A 16470-nucleotide genomic window follows, 5' to 3' on the forward strand; every position below is an offset into this window, starting at 1 on the left:
GTTCCTTTCATGGGCGGGGCACCGACACGACCATGCGCTGGGCCCGGTGGTCGGACATCCCTCTCGCGCCGGGCAGGTCGTAGCGGTGCACGGTCACGTCGGGGCTGGTGTAGAGCCAGTCGATCCGCCACAGCTCGGCGGTCCCGGCCAGGTACGTCCCCGGGAAGAGGGACGGGAGCGCGGGCGTGCGGTCGACGAGCCGCTCGGGGAGCAGACGGCGGATGCCCATGGCGGGGGAGGTGTTCAGGTCGCCGGCGAGCAGGACCGGGTGGGGGTTGGCGGCGACGTCCGCGCCGATGGCCCGGTAGCTGGCCTCCCGCCGCAGGGTCTTGGCGGCGGCGACGTCGCGCGTCCCGGCGTCGTACAGCCGCCATTCGAGCGGGGGCTGGGCGATCTGGGGGTTGTAGAAGGAGACGGTGGTGCCGTTGACGTCGATGTCGGTGCGCAGCGTCTCGACGGTGTAACCCTCGGGCCAGCCGCGCAGCGCCCCGGGGATCTCCCGCTGGTCGGGCGGCAGCCACGGGCGCAGGTCGAGGCCGCGGTGCGCGACGATGGGGAACCGGGAGAGCGTGATCTGCTCGCCGGACACGGCGACGTGGTAGCCGGGCAGCTCGCGGCGCAGCTCGGCGAGCTTGTCGATGCGCACGGCGAGGTCGGCGGTCCAGCGCCCGCCGCGGTCGGCGGCCCGGTAGAGGTACTCGGTGAGCAGGTAGACGTCGGCGTGCAGGTCGCGCAGGTACGCGTAGAAGCCGGGGCCCTGGTCCTGGTCCCAGAACTGGGTGTTCCAGGCGGCCACGGTGATGGCGTCCCGGCCGGCGGGCGGGGGCTCGTACCAGAGGGTGGCGTAGTTGACGCCGCTGCGGCCGGCGCCCAGCAGCGCGGTGAGCACCAGCAGCGGGATGATCCGCCACCGTACGGGCCGGGCCAGCGGCGCCACGACCAGCAGCAGCGCGGGGACGAGCAGGAACAGCGGTGGCGGGATCAGCTCGATCGGCGCCCACAGCGAGGTGCGGCCGCTGGCCAGCAGGTGGCAGAGCACGAACAGCAGCCACGCCACCGACGCCGTCACCACCAGCTTCGTGCCCAGGCACCAGCGCCGCCGGGGGCGGACGAGGCGCCTGAGCCGCCCGAGACGTTCGGTCGGTGCGGGGCCGGGCCGCTGCTCGATCACTACGTCCCCGTCGCTCATCAACACCGTCCTCGGGAGGTGGGCCGGCGTCGACCATATGCGGGCGTCCTTGTCGCATCCTTGTCAGCGCCACCACGCGCGACAAGAACGGGACAAGCCCCCGCACCTACCGTGAACCGGACATGAGGTCCGGCACGGCCAATGGAGCGACACATCATGACTCGGGAGCATCCGCTCGTCTCCGTCATCATCCCCAGCTACAACCGGTCCGAGGTGTTACGGCTCTGCCTGGACGCGGTGGCGGCGCAAACGTACCCGCACATCGAGGTCATCGTCGTGGACGACTGCGGCACCGAGGACGCCGCGCACGTCGCCGCCTCCCGGGGCGCCACGGTGATCCGCACCCGGGTCAACGGAGGCCCCACCCCCGCCCGCAACCTCGGCGCCGAGCACGCCACCGGCGAGATCCTGTTCTTCCTCGACGCCGACATCGCCCTCGACCCGGACGCCGTGGAGAACGCGGTGCGCATCCTGCGGGCCGACCCCCGCCTCGGCGCGCTGGGCGGCATCCTGCGCCCCGAGTCGCTGCTCACCCAGAGCAGGGCCGCGCAGTACCGCGCCCTGCAGATGCACCGCTGGTGGATGCCCGCCCACCGGCCGACGCTGGAGCTGCACGCGTCGGTGCTGGCGGTCCCCGCGAAGGTGTTCGCCGAGGTCGGCCCGTTCGACCCCCGGCTGCGCGAGACCGTCTCCTCCGACTACCGCGTGCGCGTGACCCGCTCGTACACGGTGAAGCTGAGCGACGCCGTGCGCGGGCGCAAGGACCACGACGCGACCGTGCCGACGATCCTGCGCAAGGTGTTCCGCCGCGCCCGCCTCAGCGCGCTCGACTGGCGCGAGGGGGAGACGCCGGGCGACTCCGTGCCGCGCGCGGTCGGCGGCGTCCTGCTGCTCGCCGCCGTCCCGGCGCTCGCCCTGCCCAAGGTGGCCGGCCGCGCCGGCGCGCTCGTCCCGCCCGCGCTGGTCGCCGCCGCCGTCGCCCTGGACGCCGGCACCCACCGCTTCGCCTACGCCCAGCGCGGCGCCGCGTTCGGCCTGTACTTCTCCGGCGTGCACCTCGCCGTCACCTTCACCGGCGCGCTCGGCGGGGCGGTGGGCGTCGCGCAGCGGTTCGCGCTCGCCCGCCTGGACCGGCTGGCCCGGCTCGCGGCCCAGGAGTGACGGCCATGCAGATCATCGCCACCGGCTTCGGCCGCACGGGGACGCTCTCGCTCAAGACCGCGCTGGAACGGCTCGGCCTCGGCCCCTGCCACCACATGGTGGACGTCTTCGCCCACCCCCAGCAGATCAGGCCGTGGCTGGCCGCCGCGACGTCCCGCCAGGTGAACTGGGACCGGCTGCTCGTCGGCTACGAGTCGTGCGTGGACGGCCCCACCTCCGCCTACTGGCAGGAGCTGGCCGCGTACTACCCGAAGGCCAAGGTCATCCTCACCACGCGCGACCCGGACCGCTGGGTGGCCAGCATGCAGCGCACGCTGTTCGCGCAGCGGCGGCGCATCGAGTCGCTGCCGGGCCGGGCCGCCGTCCTGCTCTCGACGCTGCTCGGCACCGACCTGGCCGCGTTCGTCCGGATGGTCGACACGACCCTGGACGCGCGCACGTTCGCCACGGCGGCCGACCGGGAGCCGGAGCGGGCCGTGCGGCTGTTCCACGAGCACGCGGCCCGGGTGATCGACGCCATCCCGGCCGAGCGGCTGCTCGTCTTCGACGCCGCCGACGGGTGGGGGCCGCTGTGCGAGTTCCTGGAGGTCCCCGTCCCGGACGAGCCCTACCCGCGGGTCAACAACTCCTCGGACTACACCAGGAGCGGCCTCGGCCGGCCCCTTCCCCTGCTCCTGCGCCGGACCCGACGGGAGAGACGCTCGTGAAGCCCCTGGTCTCGGTCATCGTGCCGAACTACAACTACGCCCGCACCCTCGGCCTGTGCCTGGAGGCGCTGGAGCGGCAGACGTACCGCGACATCGAGGTGATCGTCGTCGACGACCGCAGCACCGACGACTCGGTGGAGATCGCGCGCCGGCACGGGGCGCGCGTCGTGGTCACCGACACCAACATCGGCGCGCCCGCCGCCCGCAACGTCGGCGTCGAGCACGCCCGCGGCGAGGTGCTGTTCTTCCTCGACTCGGACCTGGCGCTGGCCGACGACGTGGTCGAGCACGCCGTGCGCCTGCTCACCGCCGACCCCGGGCTCGGCGTCGTGTGCGGCACCTACGACCCGGAGCCGCTGATCCCCGACAGCCGCGTGGAGCGCTACCGCAGCCTCCAGCTGCACTACTGGATCTCCGGCGACGAGGGCGACATCACCACCATCTACTCCGCGCTGTTCGCCATGCGGGCCGACGTCTTCCGCGAGATCGGCCCGCTCAACCCGGCGCTGCGCCACAGCGAGAACGCCGAGTACGGCCACCGCGTCACCACCAGGGGCTACCGGATCGTGCTGGACAACCGCATCAGGGGCCGGCACGACCACGACGACCGGCTCAAGGTGGTGCTGTCGAAGTTCTTCCACCGCGCCCGCCTGCACATCCCGCTCTACCTGCGCCGCCCCGACTTCAACGGCGGCCCGGCCAACAGCAGCCGCGGCTGGGGCTCGCTGGCCGCCCTGTTCGCGGTGCTCGCCGCGCCGCTGCCGGCGCTGCTCGGCCCGGCCTGGGCGGTCGCGCCGCTCGCGCTGCTGGCCGCCTCCATCGCGTCCGACCTGGGCATGTACCGGTTCGTGCGCCGGTACGCGGGCCTGCGCTTCACCCTCTACTTCACCACCGTGCACTTCCTGGTGAACGTCACCGTCGCGGTCGCGGTGTTCGCCGGCGCCGCCCAGTGCCTGGTCTCCAGCCGGTTCCGCCGCACGTACGACCTGCCGGCGGAGGTGTGAGCCGTGAGCGTCCTCGTGTCCGTGATCGTGCCCAACTACAACTACGCCGCCTCGCTGGAGCTGTGCCTGCGCGCCCTGCTCGCGCAGACGTACCGGCCGATCGAGGTGATCGTCGTGGACGACGGCAGCACCGACGACTCCGCCGAGGTCGCGCGACGGCTCGGCGTGCGGGTCATCCGCACCGAGCACAACCAGGGCACGGCCGCCGCGCGGAACCTGGGCGCCGCGCACGCGCGCGGTGAGATCCTGGTGTTCGTGGACTCCGACGTGGCCGCCTACCCCGACGCCGTCGAGGTGTCGGTGGGCCTGCTCGCCGCCGACCCGAAGCTCGGCGTGGTCTCCAGCATCCACGACCCCGAGCCGCTGATCCGCGACAGCCTCGTCGAGGAGTACCGGGCGCTGCAGTACCACTACTGGACGGTCAGCTCCGAGGGGCCCGTCTCGTTCCTGTTCTCGGCGCTGATGGCGATGCCGCGCCGCGTGTTCGACGAGATCGGGCCGTTCAACCCGCGCCTGCGCGAGACCGAGGAGGTCGACTACGGCCACCGCCTCACCCAGCGCTACGAGATGCTGCTCACCACCGCCGTGCGCTCCCGGCACGACCACGACGACCGGCTGGTCAAGCTGCTGCGCAAGCTCTACCGGCGGGGCCGCGCCCGGGTGCCGCTGTACGCCCGGCGGCGCCGCTTCGCCCGCGGCTTCGAGACCTCCAGCCGGGCCGGTGGCAGCCTCGCCGCGCTGGCCGCGCTCGCCCTGTCGCCCCTGGTGATCCCGCTCGGCCCGGCCGCGGCGGCGCTGCCGGCCCTCGCGCTGGCCGCGTCCCTGCTGGCCGACCTCGGCATGTACCGCTTCGTACGGCGCCGGCGCGGCCCGCTGTTCCTGCTCTACTTCGGTGCCGTGCACTTCCTGGTGAACGTGACGATCGCGGCGGGCGTGGCGGCCGGGGTGGTGCGGTGGCTGTGCTCGGCGCGGTTCCGGCGGCTCTACGATCGCGATGTGACGATGGAGGTCTCCGGGCAGGCGGCCACGTGACGGCGTACCTGCGGGCGATCCTGGGCCCGGATCCCCGCACGGCCGGCGCCCCTGCCGCGCGGGCCCGCCGGCGCAGGATCCCGCTGGTGCTGTGCGCGGCGCTCGCCTGGCCGGCGTTCGTGGTGGCGCACCGCGTCCTGTCCGGCCGGGCCTGGTGGTGGCAGCTTCCCGAGCTGGTGCCGCCGCTGGCGTTCGCGGCCGTGCCCGTGGTGCTGCTCGCCGCCGTCCTGATGGCGCGGCGGGCGCGCCGGGCGGCGGCCGTGGCCGCGCTGGCGTCCCTGGCGCTGGGCGGCGGCCTGAGCGGCATCAACCTCGCCGCGCTGTGGCACCGCCCCGCTCCCGCGCCGGCGGGCGCGATCAAGGTGTTCTCGTGGAACACCTGGTACTGGGACCAGCCGGCGGGCCGGGCGATGCCGCCGCCCACCGGCACGCCGCCGCCCGACCTGGCCGCCTTCTACCGCCACCTGCGCGCCCAGGACGCCGACGTGCTGCTGTTGCAGGAGTACGTCTACTTCGGCCCCGACTCCCGGCCCATCCGCGTCAACGACCTCGACCGGCTGCGGCAGGAGTTCCCCGGCTACCATCTCGCCGTCGCGAGCGAGATGGTGACGCTGTCGCGCTTCCCCATCGTCCTCCAGCGCGGCATCGAGGGCGCTCCGGCGCCGGCCGGGTCCTCCTGGCCCGAGTTCCACCGGGTCAAGACGTTGCGCACCGACGTGCGCGCCGGAGACCGCGTCGTCTCCTTCTACAACGCCCACATAGACTCGCCGGTCGCCTCCGGCTCGCTCAGCCGCGCCCAGCACGAGGCCCGCGCGGCCAACCTGCGCGCGCTCGCGGCCGACATCCGGTCGAACCCGCTGCCCGCCCTGCTGGCGGGCGACTTCAACACCTCGCCCGCGATGGGCCTGCTGCGCCTGGTGCCGGAGCGGATGGCCGACGCCACCCCCGCCCTGGGCTCGCTGTACCCGGCCACGTGGGACGAGCGGCTGCCGCTGTGGCGGATCGACTGGGCGTACACGTCGCCGGAGCTCGCCGTCCACGAGTACCGGCTCGTCCGCTCCGGCGGCCTGTCCGACCACAGCGGGCAGCGGCTCGTCGTCTCGCTCGGCCGCTGACCCGGCGTCTACACCAGGACGGGTGGGCGCGGGCCGGTCCGCAGGATGCTGAGGTGCAGGGCGCGCAGCTCGGGCCCCGGCTCGATGCCCAGGTGGTCGGCGAGGTAGCCGCGCAGGCGGGCGTACAGCGCCACCGCCTCCGCGCCGCGGCCCAGCGCGCACAGGCCGCGCATCAGCATGCTCGCCAGCGGCTCCGCGAGCGGGTGGCGCGGCACCAGCGGGGTCAGCTCGGTCACCACCACGTCCGGCCGGCCCAGCCGCAGGTGCGTCTCCGCCCATGTGACGACGGCGCCGACGAACTGCTGCTCGATGCCGTACCGCATGCGGGCCGCCCACTCGCCCGGGATGCCGGTCAGCGGGGCGCCGCGCCACAGCTCCATCGCCTCGGCCAGCAGCCGAACCCGGCCGAAGTCGTCGCAGGCCGGCAGCTGCGCCTGCTTGGCCAGCCGCCGGAACCGGTAGGCGTCCACCCGGTCGGGCTCCACCTCCAGCGCGTAGCCGCCGTCGCGGCGCTCGATGCGGGCCCCGGTCGCGGCCAGCGCCTGACGCAGGCGGGCGATGTGGGCGTACAGCGAGTCGGTCGCCCGCTCCGGCGGATCGTCCCACACCCGCTCGATCAGCGTGCCCAGCGACACGGGCCGGTCGGCGTCGACCGCCAGGGCGGCCAGCACCGCGCGCCGCTGCGGCGGCCCCAGCGGGACGCGGCGGCCACCGGCGCTCACCTCGACCGGTCCCAGTATGCGGACGTCCATCGCCTTCCTTTCCATCGGGTTCACAGGTGGACGAGCACGAGCGTCACGCCCAGGGCGGCGGCCCACACCATCGAGTTCGCGACCATGACGCGGTCGCGCAGCAGCACGCGCACCGGATCGCCGCCCTCCTTCTCGACGAGCTGGAGCTGCAGGTACCGGAACAGGGCGAAGAGCGCGAACGGGGTGGACAGCATCATGGCCGTCTGCCCGTGCTGCGGGCCGAACGGCCCCTCGTCCCGCAGGTACATCAGGCCCGAGACGAGGGCGAGCACGGAGGCGATCTGCAGCAGCCAGTTCGTCAGCTCCATCGAGTAGCCGCGCAGCGCGGGCCGGTGAACGGCCCCCGCCTCCAGCAGCTCCTGGCGGCGCTTGCCGATGAGCAGCAGCAACGACATCGAGAACACCGTGATCAGCAGCCACGCCGGCGCCCGGTCGCCGGTCATCTCGTAGCCCTGCAGCACGCGCAGCACGAACCCGGCCGCGACCGTGCCCACGTCGATCAACGGGACGTGCTTGAGCGCGCGGGTGTAGGCGACGTTCAGCGCCAGGTACACCAGCACCGGCCAGAACGACAGCGGCGACCGGGCGACGACCGCGCCCAGCAGGACCACCAGGACGGCGCAGCAGACCGCCGCGGCCGGCACCCCGACCCGGCCGGCCGCGATGGGCCGCTCGCGCTTGACGGGGTGGAGGCGGTCGCGGTGCCGGTCGGCGATGTCGTTGCCGATGTAGACGGCGGCGGAGGCGAGCACGAACGCCACCACCGCCCAGCCGACCCCGGCCACCTCCGCCAGGGTGGGGGAGGCGGCGCCGATCAGCGCCACGGGCACGAGGAGGATCGCCTTGACCGCGTGGGACGGGCGGATCAGGGCGGCCAGCTCCGCGACCGGCCGCCGCCCGCGGGCCCGCGCGCCCCCGTCCTGCGCGGCGTCCTGACGCCGCGGGCTCTCTGACGCGTCCGCGTCCTGAGTGGCGTCCTGACGCTGCGGGAGGTCTGGAACGTCTGCCGATTCGACCAGGCGCATGCTTTACCCCGATAGCTCAGAAGAAGATCTTCGCCAGCGACAGCGCGCCCTGCCGCCACGCGTCGCGGCTGGTGGACCCCGCCCGCGCACCGGTCGCAGAGCCGGGCGCGGTGCCGGTCACAGTGCCGGGCGCGGTGCCGGTCACAGTGCCGGTCACAGTGCCGGTCGTGCCGCCGGCCCGGCGCTGCTCCCGCCACCACGCGTACGTGCGCAGGATCGCGTCCCTGTTGGACAGCCGCGGGCGGAAGCCGAGCCGGTCACGGGCCTTGTCGATGCTGACGTAGGAGTCGGCGAGCAGCTTGAGCGCCAGCCGCCCGTACACCGGCGACAGCCGGGTGCGCTCCAGCAGCCGCAGCCCCGCCACGGCCGGCCCGGCGGGCAGCGAGACGACCCGCTTGCCGTGGCCGGCCGCGTCGAGCACCGCCTGGAAGTCCTCGCGCAGCGTGCCGAACTCGGCGGCGGCCAGGTTGTAGGTGTCGCCGGCGACCTCGGCCGGCGCGTCGAGCACGAGCGCCACCGCGTCCACGAGATCCTCGATCGCGAACATCTGGATGCGCTTGTCACCGCGCCCGAGCACCGGGAAGTTGCGGCCCTCCTCGGCCCACTCGAACAACATCGCGAACAGGCCCATCCGGCCGGGCCCGAGGAAGGTCTTGGGTCGCAGCACGGGCACGCACATGCCGCCGGCCCGGTACCGCTCCGCCAGCTCCTCGGCCGCCGCCTTCGCCCTGGTGTACGGGTCGACCGGGGCGCGCGGATGCTCCTCCGGGGTCGGCACGAGCTTCGGCAGCCCGTACACGGCGGTGGAGGAGATGTGCACCAGCCGCTCCAGGCCCGCGCGGCGCCCGGCCTCCAGGACGGTGCCGGTGCCGCCGACGATCAGGTCGTGGATCTGGTCGGCCGGGTAGCTCGGCAGCGCGCCGGCGCAGTGCACGGCCGCGTCCGCGCCCGCCATGACCTCGCTCATCAGCGGCAGGTCGCGCACGTCGGCGACCCGGTGCCGGGCCGCGAGCAGCGGGTCGTCCTGGGGGCGCAGGTCCACGCCGACCACGTCGTGGCCGTCGAGGACGAGCCTGCGGGCCAGGGCGCCGCCGAGCATCCCGGCGCTGCCGGTGACTACGACCCGCCGGGCCATCGCGACCCCACCTTCTCCCGTACGAACCGGGCGAGCAGCCGCGGCAGGCCCTTGGACAGGGTCCGGTCGAGGCTGTCCAGGAAGTACTCGACGTCCTCCTGCTCGATGGCCAGGGTGGGGGCGACGACGAGCGGGTTGTCGGCGTTCGGGCTGTAGTAGGAGACGATGCCGTGCTCGCGGTAGAGGTCGGCGATGACCGACAGCGTGATCAGCTTCGTACGGAACTGCGGGTCGCCGGAGAAGCCGGGCGCGAGCCGCGCCGCCAGGTCGAGCACCTTGGGCCCGCCGGTGAGGAACACGCCCCACAGCGCGCCCACCCCGCTCACCCGCCCGATCACGTCGGGGTGGCGCTTGTGCAGGGCCTCCAGGCCGGGGCCGAGAACGCCCTCGATCCGCCGCGCCCTGGCCGGGTAGTCGTCCTCGACGACGATGTTGACGGCCTCGATGGCGGTGGCGGTCTCCTCGCCGAACCCGTAGTAGGTGGTGCTGTGCAGGATGACGTCGGAGAGCCGGTCGTAGGCCTTGCGGAAGACGCGCTCGCGGGCGGTGTACCCGGCGATCGACGCCTTGCCGCCGCCCAGCGACTTGGAGTAGACGAGGATGTCGGGCAGCAGACCGGGGTGGCGCATGAAGTAGAACAGGCTGCCGGTCTTGCCCCAGCCGGTGTAGACCTCGTCGAAGATCAGCATGATGTCGTCGTCGTCGCAGAGGCGGCGCAGCTCGTACAGGTCGCTCTCGGACCAGCAGCGCATGCTCGACGCGCTGAACGGCTCCACCATGATCGCGTAGACGTCGCACCCGCCGTCCGGGGTGCGGGCCGCCTCCACCGCCGCGCGCACGGCGGCGACGTCCCCGTACGGGTGGACGACGATGCCGGGCAGGCCGGGGAAGCGGAAGGAGTTCTCCGACGACCCGGTCAGGCTGCCGGCGCCGAGCGTCTTGCCGTGGAAGCTGATGTCGGAGCGCACGATCGTGTTGCGGCGCCCCTCGTGGTACTTGTACGCCATCTTGACGGCGCCCTCGTTGGCCTCGGCGCCGGAGTTCGGGAAGTAGGAGATGTTCAGGTCGCCCGGCAGCAGCTCGGCGATGTTGTGGCTGAGCGCGGCCACGTACGGGGAGAAGAACGCCTTGTGCACCTCCATGCGCCGGCGCTCGGCGAAGCGGCGCCGCGCGGCGAGGATGCGGGGGTGGTTGTGGCCGTGGTTGAGCACGCCGACGCCGCCGGTGACGTCAAGGACCTCCCGGCCGTCGCGGGTGCGGATGCGGGCACCCTCGGCGCTCTCGGCCAGCTCCCGGCCGAAGCCGAAGGAGGTCATGAGGTTGACCTGGCTGCGGCTGACGTACCTTCTGTACAGATCCTGGACCTGTTTCACGGTGAAACTTTCACACTCGTCCACGCCGATCAGCTCTGACACGTTCGCCCTTCCCCGCTCGGGCGCATTTTGAAAAGGTGCGACATGGCGTCAACAATGTCGAATCCGGCTATGCCTCGGGCCATACAAAGGTGTGTAGGTCAAGGGCCGCGCGGCGGCGCGGCAGGGGAAGAAAGAACGGCCACCGGCGGATCACGAGCGTATTTATCGGCCGGCGGGCGGGCCAAATGCGGATGATTTCCCGGGCGGCGGGCCGCGCTCGGCTCAGCCTATCGCGATCGTGCGGGCGGGCGGTGTCCGCAGGCCGTTCAGCCTATCGCGGTGGTGCAGGCGGGCCGGGTGCGCGGGCCGTGCCGCGCCCGCCGGGCGGCCTGCGCCCGCTCCTCCTCGCTGTCCTCCTCCCCGGCCCGCTCGCGGGCGAACAGGCGGAGCAGGTCGTGCACGCGGTACCGGTCGTGGCCGCAGGTCTCCAGGAGCTGGGCGTCGGTGAGGCGGTCGAGCAGGTCGGCGGCGTGCGGCTCGGAGCGGTCGGCCAGGTCGGCGGCGGCCCCGACACTCACAGTGGCGCCGTCGAGCAGGCCCAGGAGCCGGAACATGCGGCGGGACTCGGGGTCGAGGCCGCGGTAGCTGAGCATGAAGGACGCCCGCACGGCCTGGTCGTCGGTCTGCAGCTCCGACAGGCGGCGCTCCTCGGCCGCCAGCCGGGCGGCCAGCGCGCCCAGCGACAGCCCCGGCCGGGCGATCAGCCGGGCGGCGGCGATCCTGACCGCCAGCGGCAGCCCGGCGCACAGCCGCGCGATCGTGCGCGCCGGCCGCGGCTCGGCCGCCGCGCGCTCCTCCCCGATCAGGCGGGTGAGCAGCGTGAACGTCTCCTCCTCCGCCATGAAGCCGAGTCGGAAGTGCGAGGCGGCGTCCAGCGAGGTGAGCGTCCGGCGCGCGGTGACCAGCACGCGGCAGGTGGGGCTGGCCGGCAGCAGCGGGCGCACCTGCGCGGCGTCGCGGGCGTTGTCGAGCAGGAGCAGCAGGTGCCTGCCGTCGGTCAGCGAGCGGAAGCGGGCCGCCGCCTCGTCGAGGTCGGGCCGGCGGTCTGGCCCGGCCGACCGCAAGGCCGTGTCGTCGCCGAGCGAGCGTAACAGGCGGGCCAGGACGTCGGCCGGGTGCAGCGGCGCGCCGCCGGGCGTGGAGCCGTGCAGGTCCACGTACAGCCGCCCGTCGGGGAAGCGGCCCGCGACCTGGTGCGCGACGTGCACGGCCAGCGCCGACTTGCCGGCCCCCGCCGTGCCCGTGATCGCCGAGATGGGGCTCGCGCCGGAGAGCGACGTCAGCATCGTGCGCAGCCGGGCCACCTCGGTGGCGCGGCCGGTGAAGGCGGCCGGGGCCAGGGGCAGCTCCGCCGGAGCCCGGCGCGCGGCGACCGCCGCCGGCGGCGTCAGCCGGGGGTCGTCGGCCAGGATGCGCTCGTGCATGCGCGCCAGGTCGGGCCCGGGGTCGAGGCCGACCTCGGCGGCCAGCGTGCTGCGCGCCCGGTGGAAGACCGCCAGCGCGTCGGCCCGGCGGCCGCAGCGGTAGAGCGCCAGCATGTGCTGGGCCCGCAGCCGCTCGTTCAGCGGATCCCTGCGGGTGAGGGTCTCCAGGTCGGCGAGCATCTCGCCGTGCCGGCCCAGCGCCAGCCTGGCCTCCAGGGACGCGTCCACGACGGTCGCCCGCAGCCGCTCCAGCCGCGCCGCCTCGCAGCGCAGCGGCGCGGGCAGCGGCAGGTCCTCCAGCACGGACTCGCCGCGCCACAGGCCGAGGGCCCGCGACAGCCGTTCGAGCGCGACGTCGTGCCGCCCCGCCGACAGCGCCCGCTGCCCCTGCGCGGCCAGCTCCTCGAACAACGTGACATCGACCTCGCCCGGCGTCACGCGCAGCACGTAGCCGTGGGAGCCCGCCTCGATGCGGGAGGGGGAGCCGAGCACCTTGCGCAGGGCGGAGATGTAGGTGTAGAGGTTCGACTCCGCGGTGGCGGGGGCGCGCTCGCCCCACAGCCAGTCGAGCATGCGCCTGCTGGGGATCGCCTTGCCCGTGTTGAGCAGCAGGGCGGCCAGCAGCACGCGCTGTTTTCGGCGGCCTAGGGCGATCGGCATTCCATGAGAGGTACGAACCTCGATCGGACCGAGGATCTTGAAATCCATACGACCACCCTGCGGCGCGCGGTTTTCACGACGGGAACCGTACGATTGCACACGGATCTTGATTTGCCGCGACCAATGATCGAGGTTGGTGACCTTGGACCGGTACTTCCCGGAAAGGGATAAGAGGATTACGCGACCCGATTAGCCGGGGCGGTGCGTCGATGGCCGTTGAAAGTTATTGCCGCATCGATATGCGGGGTGCGAGAAATTCGCCTTGACCGGTGTCAGGGCTCCTTACCGGATTCTCTGACAATTCCGTAAAGCCCTTCTCGACACCGGCCGGCGCACTCGATCATCAGCGTTCCGGGGGCCGCTCGCCCATCAGCCGCCGCAGGCGTGGCGGCTCGGACGGGTTGGCGATCGCGGCCTCGGCGCTGGGATGAATGCTGAGCGCGTCCCACACCTCGGTGATCTGCAGCAGCCGGGCCGGCAGGTCCTGTACGGCGGCCAGGTGCAGGCGGCCGCCCTGCCTGCGCACCTCGCCGTGCACGCGCAGCAGGACGTGCAGGCCCGTGCTGTCCATGAAGGTGAGCCCGCCCAGGTCGAGGATCAGCGGCCGGCCCGGCTGCCACACCTGGCCGACGTAGGTCTCCAGGTCGTCGGCGTTGCTCGCGTCGAGCTCCCCGGCCACGTCGATCACCACCCCGTCGGCGAGCCGGCGGCAGTCGAGCCTCAAGGACGTCATGCCGGCCTCGCCGGGGTGCGGGCCGTCGGAATCCGAACAATGGCGATCATGCCCGTCCCGGAAGGTGTGTCCTGGTGGTACGGCGGCGTCCGTGCCGTCATCGCCGAGCCTATGGGGGAAAGCCGGTGCGGGAAGGCGGTTCGTCACACGGTCTTGTGATGAAGTAGGAGAATGACCGGTCCGGAGCAGAGTGCGATCGGCCCACTCAGGGGCGCCGGTTTCGCCGTCTCCTTCCCGGTGGTGGCGTTGATCGCGTCGGCCGGCGGGGTCGACGCACTGTCGCGGGTGCTCGCTCCGCTGCCCGCCACCCTGCCCGCGGCCGTGCTGGTCGCCCTGCACCAGGATCCGGCCAATCCCGGGGGGCGGCTGACGGCCATCCTGGCCCGCCGTTCCAGGCTGCCCGTCCGCAGCGCCGCCGACGGCGACGCGCTGCGGCCCGGGCAGGTCCTCGTCATCCCGCCGGGACGGCACCTGCTGGTCACCTCCCAGTCCAGGATCGGGCTGATCGAGGCCGGCGCCCTGCCGCCGTCACGGCCGTCGGCCGATCTGCTGCTGGCCACCCTGGCGGTCACCTGCGGGCCGCGCGCGCTGGCCGTCGTCCTGACCGGCATGGGGCACGACGGCCAGGCCGGCGTGCGCGCCGTCGCCCACTGCGGCGGCACCGTCATCGCCCAGGACCAGGCCACCTCCAAGTTCTTCTCGATGCCCGCGGCCGCCATCGACACCCACCAGGTCGACCAGATCCTGGCCCTCGACGAGATCGCCGCCGCGATCGTCGCCCACGCCGGCACGGCGACCTGAACAGGCCAGCCACCTCCGAGCCCGATACACGGCGGCTGGCGGGGCGGGCTCGCTCACCGGCCGCATCCCTGCGACGACATCCGGTTCCGTCCGTTATGGTGTTTGGTGCTCTGTCGCGAGGTCAGCGGGGAAAGGTCCGCACAGACCTCACCCCAACCTCCTGCGATGGGCCGACGATGACAATGGAGCGGGTGCTGCACTCTCCGATCAGCGCCGATCTCGCACGCCTGCGTGACCTGGTCAGCGCGCACGCCGTCGCCGGCGGCCTGCGCGGCGAGCGGCTGATGGACCTGGTGCTCGCGGTCAACGAGGCGATCACCAACGTGCTCGACCACGGCGGCGCCGCCGGCACGCTCACCGTCCGCACCCGGCCCGGCGCCGTCGTCGTGGAGATCGAGGACGTCGCCGGCCACCTGACCCGCGACCACCTGGCGGAAGCCAAGATCGAGCCGGGCGCGTCGCACGGCTACGGCCTGTGGATCATCCAGCGGCTGTGCGACCAGGTCCGTCTCGACCAGACCGGCCAGGGCTCGCTGCTCACCCTGACCATGCACGTCCCCTTCACGGCGACCGGACGCTGACCAGCGCCTCAGGGGTGCAGGGTGGGCCGGTAGACGAGCTCCAGGATGCGGCCGTCGAGCGTGCGGCTCTCGATCAGCTCGAGGTCGAAGTCGGGCGCGCCCTGGAAGATCGGGTCCAGCCCCGTCCGGCCGGTGATCACCGGGAAGAGCGTGACCTGCACCCGGTCCACCAGGCCGGCCGCCATGAGCGACCGGTTCATCGACAGGCTGCCGTGCGAGCGCAACGGCACATCCGACTCCTCCTTGAGCCGGGCGACGACCTCGACGGCGTCGCCGCGGGCCAGGGTCGCGTCCGGCCAGTCGAGGGCTCCGTCGAGGGTGCTCGACACCACCGTCGCCGGCAGGTTCACCATCCTCGTGACCCACGGGTCGCGGACCTCGGACTCGTCCGTGCTGTCGGCCAGCATCCCGGCGAACGCCCGGTAGGTGGCGGCCCCGAACACCATCCGCTGCCGCTCCCCGTACTGGGCGAAGCGGTGCTCGAGGAGTTCGGGGCCCTGCTTGCCCCAGTAGCCGGTCCAGTCGCCGCCGGCGGCGCCGTAGCCGTCGAGGCTGGAGAAGACGTCGAAGGTGTAGGTGGCGGTCATGTCGCTCTCCTCGGGGTGCCGTCGATCACGGGTCGCACATGCAGACTCCCGGCACCGCCGAAACTCATCGACCCCCGGCGTTCGCCCGCTCAGCGCCAGCCGAGGGCGGGGGCGACGTGGGTCAGGACCGAGGAGAGCAGGTGGGCGTTGTAGTCCACGCCGAGCTGGCTGGGCACGGTCAGCAGGAGCGTGTCGGCCGCGGCGATCGCCTCGTCGGCGGCCAGCTCCTTCACCAGCACGTCCGGCTCGGCGGCGTACGTGCGCCCGAAGATGGCCCTGGTCGTGGCGTCGATGAAGCCGACCTGGTCGGAGCTCGCGCGCTCGTGACCGAAGTACGCGCGGTCCGTCTCGTTGACGATCGGCATGATCGAGCGGCTCACCGACACCCGCGGCTCGCCCTCGTGGCCGGCCTCCTTCCACGCCTCCCGGTAGGCCGCGATCTGCTCGGCCTGCTGCACGTGGAACGGCTTGCCGTTCTCGTCGTCCTTGAGCGTGGAGCTCATCAGGTGCATGCCCAGGCCGGCGGCCCACTTCGCGGTGGCGTTCGAGCTGGAGCCCCACCAGATGCGCTGCCGCAGCCCCTCCGAGTGCGGTTCGAGGCGCAGCAGGCCGGGCGGGTTGGGGAACATCGGCCGCGGGTTCGGCTGCGCGAACCCCTCGCCGCGCAGCACGTCGAGGAAGACCTCCGCGTGGCGGCGCGCCATGTCCGCCTCGGTCTCGCCCTCGGCCGGCTGGTAGCCGAAGTAGCGCCAGCCGTCGATCACCTGCTCGGGTGATCCCCGGCTGATGCCGAGCTGCAGCCGGCCGCCCGCGATGAGGTCGGCCGCGCCGGCGTCCTCGGCCATGTAGAGGGGGTTCTCGTAGCGCATGTCGATGACGCCGGTGCCGATCTCGATCCGGCTGGTCCGCGCGCCGACGGCCGCCAGCAGCGGGAACGGGCTGGCGAGCTGCTGGGCGAAGTGGTGGACGCGGAAGTAGGCGCCGTCGGCACCGAGCTCCTCGGCGGCCACCGCCAGCTCGATCGACTGCAGCAGGGTGTCGGAGGCGCTGCGTGCCTTCGAGTACGGCGACGACGACCAATGCCCGAAGCTCAGGAAACCGATCTTCTTCATACCGGTCTTCAACCTTCCGCGCGTCAAGGACATTCCT

The 16470-nt window shown here is 73.1% G+C and carries 16 protein-coding genes; 7 read left to right on the top strand and 9 right to left on the bottom strand.

Going from position 1 to position 16470, the window contains the following annotated elements; genetic code table 11:
- Positions 1-7: 7 nt before the first annotated feature.
- Entirely contained in the window at positions 8-1189 is a 1182-nt protein-coding gene (locus HCN51_RS05205) for an endonuclease/exonuclease/phosphatase family protein (protein WP_168007254.1), read from the bottom strand.
- Between the two features lie 156 nt (positions 1190-1345).
- On the opposite strand from HCN51_RS05205, the gene HCN51_RS05210 reads away from it, so the two are divergent.
- From HCN51_RS05210 to HCN51_RS62125, 5 genes are read left to right on the top strand one after another with little or no spacing between them, the layout of a single operon-like run.
- Positions 1346-2350, top strand: coding sequence for a glycosyltransferase family 2 protein (locus tag HCN51_RS05210; protein ID WP_168007256.1), 1005 nt, complete (start codon positions 1346-1348; stop codon positions 2348-2350).
- A gap of 5 nt (positions 2351-2355) precedes the next feature.
- Entirely contained in the window at positions 2356-3057 is a 702-nt protein-coding gene (locus tag HCN51_RS05215; RefSeq protein ID WP_168007258.1) for a sulfotransferase family protein, read from the top strand.
- Complete coding sequence (locus tag HCN51_RS05220; protein WP_168007260.1) at positions 3054-4061, top strand: glycosyltransferase; 1008 nt, start codon at positions 3054-3056, stop codon at positions 4059-4061. Before HCN51_RS05215 ends, HCN51_RS05220 begins: the two co-directional genes overlap by 4 nt.
- A 3-nt stretch (positions 4062-4064) precedes the next feature.
- The gene (locus HCN51_RS05225; protein WP_168007262.1) at positions 4065-5093 is read left to right on the top strand and encodes a glycosyltransferase; all 1029 of its coding nucleotides are present in this window, start codon (positions 4065-4067) and stop codon (positions 5091-5093) included.
- The gene (locus tag HCN51_RS62125) at positions 5090-6208 is read left to right on the top strand and encodes an endonuclease/exonuclease/phosphatase family protein (RefSeq protein WP_168007264.1); all 1119 of its coding nucleotides are present in this window, start codon (positions 5090-5092) and stop codon (positions 6206-6208) included. The genes HCN51_RS05225 and HCN51_RS62125 overlap by 4 nt, the downstream gene beginning before the upstream one ends.
- 8 nt (positions 6209-6216) lie before the next feature.
- Here HCN51_RS62125 and HCN51_RS05235 read toward each other — a convergent pair whose 3' ends face one another.
- The 6 genes from HCN51_RS05235 to HCN51_RS05260 form a co-directional block, all read right to left on the bottom strand.
- Entirely contained in the window at positions 6217-6960 is a 744-nt protein-coding gene (locus HCN51_RS05235) for an AfsR/SARP family transcriptional regulator (protein WP_168007266.1), read from the bottom strand.
- Between the two features lie 20 nt (positions 6961-6980).
- Positions 6981-7985, bottom strand: coding sequence for a UbiA prenyltransferase family protein (locus tag HCN51_RS05240; RefSeq protein ID WP_168007268.1), 1005 nt, complete (start codon positions 7983-7985; stop codon positions 6981-6983).
- Between the two features lie 16 nt (positions 7986-8001).
- Positions 8002-9120, bottom strand: a complete 1119-nt coding sequence (locus HCN51_RS05245) for an NAD-dependent epimerase/dehydratase family protein (RefSeq protein WP_168007270.1) — start codon at positions 9118-9120, stop codon at positions 8002-8004.
- Positions 9102-10493, bottom strand: a complete 1392-nt coding sequence (locus HCN51_RS05250) for an aminotransferase class III-fold pyridoxal phosphate-dependent enzyme (RefSeq protein ID WP_206066550.1) — start codon at positions 10491-10493, stop codon at positions 9102-9104. The genes HCN51_RS05245 and HCN51_RS05250 overlap by 19 nt, the downstream gene beginning before the upstream one ends.
- Positions 10494-10801: 308 nt before the next feature.
- The gene (locus HCN51_RS05255; RefSeq protein ID WP_168007274.1) at positions 10802-12619 is read right to left on the bottom strand and encodes an AfsR/SARP family transcriptional regulator; all 1818 of its coding nucleotides are present in this window, start codon (positions 12617-12619) and stop codon (positions 10802-10804) included.
- Between the two features lie 343 nt (positions 12620-12962).
- Entirely contained in the window at positions 12963-13352 is a 390-nt protein-coding gene (locus tag HCN51_RS05260) for an STAS domain-containing protein (RefSeq protein WP_168007276.1), read from the bottom strand.
- 171 nt (positions 13353-13523) lie between these two features.
- Between HCN51_RS05260 and HCN51_RS05265 the strand changes: the two genes are divergently transcribed.
- Together HCN51_RS05265 and HCN51_RS05270 are read left to right on the top strand one after the other, a co-directional pair.
- Complete coding sequence (locus HCN51_RS05265; RefSeq protein WP_168007278.1) at positions 13524-14153, top strand: chemotaxis protein CheB; 630 nt, start codon at positions 13524-13526, stop codon at positions 14151-14153.
- 191 nt (positions 14154-14344) lie between these two features.
- A complete protein-coding gene (locus HCN51_RS05270) occupies positions 14345-14734 on the top strand; it encodes an ATP-binding protein (protein ID WP_168007280.1) in 390 nt (129 codons plus the stop codon).
- A gap of 8 nt (positions 14735-14742) precedes the next feature.
- On the opposite strand, the gene HCN51_RS05275 is transcribed toward HCN51_RS05270, so the two are convergent.
- Both HCN51_RS05275 and HCN51_RS05280 read right to left on the bottom strand, forming a co-directional pair.
- Complete coding sequence (locus HCN51_RS05275) at positions 14743-15321, bottom strand: dihydrofolate reductase family protein (RefSeq protein WP_168007282.1); 579 nt, start codon at positions 15319-15321, stop codon at positions 14743-14745.
- An 89-nt stretch (positions 15322-15410) separates the two neighbouring features.
- On the bottom strand, positions 15411-16433 hold the full coding sequence (locus HCN51_RS05280; protein ID WP_168007284.1) for an LLM class flavin-dependent oxidoreductase: 1023 nt from the start codon (positions 16431-16433) through the stop codon (positions 15411-15413).
- Positions 16434-16470: the final 37 nt, after the last annotated feature.

It is taken from the genome of Nonomuraea composti, from assembly GCF_012034275.1.
In the GTDB taxonomy this organism is placed as follows: domain Bacteria; phylum Actinomycetota; class Actinomycetes; order Streptosporangiales; family Streptosporangiaceae; genus Nonomuraea; species Nonomuraea composti.